This window comes from Candidatus Desulfolinea nitratireducens, from assembly GCF_982879505.1.
This window is the reverse complement of record NZ_CEYOSI010000043.1, coordinates 6,398-8,587: the sequence shown is the minus strand read 5'-3', so window position 1 is coordinate 8,587 and position 2,190 is coordinate 6,398. Positions and strand designations below refer to the sequence as shown.

Here is a 2,190-nt window from a genome sequence, read left to right as displayed (position 1 = left end):
GGGAGCTCTTGCGTTTGCTCATTCCCCATCCAAAAGTTGAAATAGTTCAGGTGACTTCGCGCAAAAAAATGGGCGAATATATTTACCAAACCCATCCTAATCTGCGCAAACAGACCACCCTTAAATTCACCGCGCCCGATGAACTTCTTCCCATAGATATTCTTTTCCTCGCCCTCCCGCATGGGCAGGCGCAGCATAATATCGCCGCATATGCTCAGAAAGCTGAATATATTGTCGATCTTTCGGCAGATTTCCGGCTGCGTGATCCCGAGTTTTATCAGCAATGGTACGGGGAACCTCATGCCGCTCCCGAGTGGCTGGATAAATTTGTCTATGGATTACCCGAACTTTATCGGGACGCGCTCCGCAAAGCGAAATATGTCAGCGGCGTGGGATGCAACGCGACCGCCACAAATTTGGGCTTGCTTCCCCTGGTCAACGCTGGTTTGCTGGACGAAAGTAAACCAATAATTGCCGAGCTGAAAGTTGGTTCATCCGAAGGGGGCGCATCCGTCAACCCTGGCTCACATCACCCCGAACGGAGCAGCACCGTCCGTACCTATGCGCCTTACGGGCATCGGCACACCGCCGAGGTGATCCAGGAAACGGGGCTGGCAGATGTCACTTTAACGATGACCTCTGTGGGTCTTGTGCGTGGCGCGTTGGCGACGGTGCATGGGACTGTCAAAGATGGAGTTGCACTCAAGGATCTGTGGAAATCTTATCGAAGCCTCAGCGCAGCCAATCCCTTCATCCGCATTGTCAAAGAAAGACGAGGCATTTACCGTGTGCCAGAACCGAAGATTTTGGCGGGCTCAAATTACGCCGATCTCGGCTTTGACCTGAACCCCGAAACGGGGCACGTCATCTCGATCTGCGCGATTGACAACCTGATGAAGGGCGCCTCTGGCTCGGCGGTGCAATCGATGAATTTGATGCTCGGTTTCGAGGAAACGCTTGGGCTTGAATTTATGGGGTTACACCCGATATAAATTAAACACGAAGATCACAAAGGTTCTCAAAGAAATACCTTAAAAAATTTGTGCTCCTTCGTGTCCTTTGTGTTTAAAAAAACGGAGAATTTATGACAAACTCAATCATCGTCGTCAAACTCGGCGGCACAGAAGGGGTAGATTTCTCGGGGATCTGCCAGGATGCGGCAAAAATGATTTCTGATGGACAACGCCTCGTGCTGGTCCATGGCGGCTCGGCAGAAGCAAATGCCCTCGGCAAAGCTGTGGGCAAACCGCCCCGCTTCGTGACCTCACCCTCGGGCTATACATCCCGCTACACCAACCGCGAAACCCTCGAAGTTTTTGCGATGGCTGTCAACGGCAAGGTGAATACTTTCCTTGTTGAACAGCTACAGATGTTGGGTGTCAATGCTTTGGGATTAAGCGGCGTGGACGGTGGTCTGCTTAAAGCAAAACGTAAGACTGCCATCCGGATCGTCGAGAATGGGAGGAAGAAAATGCTGCGCGATGACTACACCGGCAAGATCAAAGAAGTGAACGTTTCCTTACTCCAAGCCCTGCTTGATAGTGGTTATACCCCCGTGGTCGCGCCAATGGCGGTGAGCGAAAAAGGCGAAGCGCTCAACGTGGATGCAGACCGTGCCGCGGCCGAAATCGCCGCTGCGCTGAATGCGGATACCTTGCTCCTCCTGACTGCCGTCCCTGGGCTGATGCGTGAATTCCCCGATGAAGGTACGCTCATCAAAGAAATCACCACCGCAGGGTTAGAAAAATCTATCGAGTATGCCCAAGGCAGAATGAAAAAGAAAGTTCTCGGTGCAAGCGAGGCATTGGCAAATGGCGTCAAGCAGGTCATCATCGCAGATGGGCGAGTTGAAAACCCAATCTCGAATGCATTAGCTGGAAACGGAACGGTCATCAAATAATCTAAACACAAAGAAAAACCAATAAACCTTTGTGTTTAGATCGAGGAAGAAATTATGTCAGAAACTCAAAATCTGGAAAACGCGCACACATCCGGCGTTTACGCCAAACGCGATCTCGTCATCGTCCGCGGTGAAGGGGCAACCCTCTATGACGATCAGGGGCGCGCCTATATCGACTGTGTTGGCGGACAAGGCGCGGCGAATCTCGGTCACGCACATCCCACCATTATTGCTGCGCTTGCTGAGCAATCACAAAACCTGATCTCCTGCCCGGAGATGTTCTACAACCC

At 51.8% G+C, this 2,190-nt stretch carries 3 protein-coding genes; all 3 read left to right on the top strand.

Translation table 11 applies throughout. From position 1 onward, the window contains the following. Positions 1 to 992, top strand: a 992-nt coding sequence (argC, locus tag AC3DOM_RS05685) for an N-acetyl-gamma-glutamyl-phosphate reductase (protein ID WP_487918060.1), incomplete at its 5' end; no start/stop codon positions are given. Positions 993 to 1,096: 104 nt separating this feature from the next. Beyond that, positions 1,097 to 1,900, top strand: coding sequence for a [LysW]-aminoadipate kinase (locus AC3DOM_RS05680; protein ID WP_487918071.1), 804 nt, complete (start codon positions 1,097 to 1,099; stop codon positions 1,898 to 1,900). A gap of 54 nt (positions 1,901 to 1,954) precedes the next feature. Beyond that, positions 1,955 to 2,190: aminotransferase class III-fold pyridoxal phosphate-dependent enzyme (locus tag AC3DOM_RS05675; RefSeq protein WP_487918059.1), on the top strand; the 236-nt coding region annotated here is incomplete at its 3' end.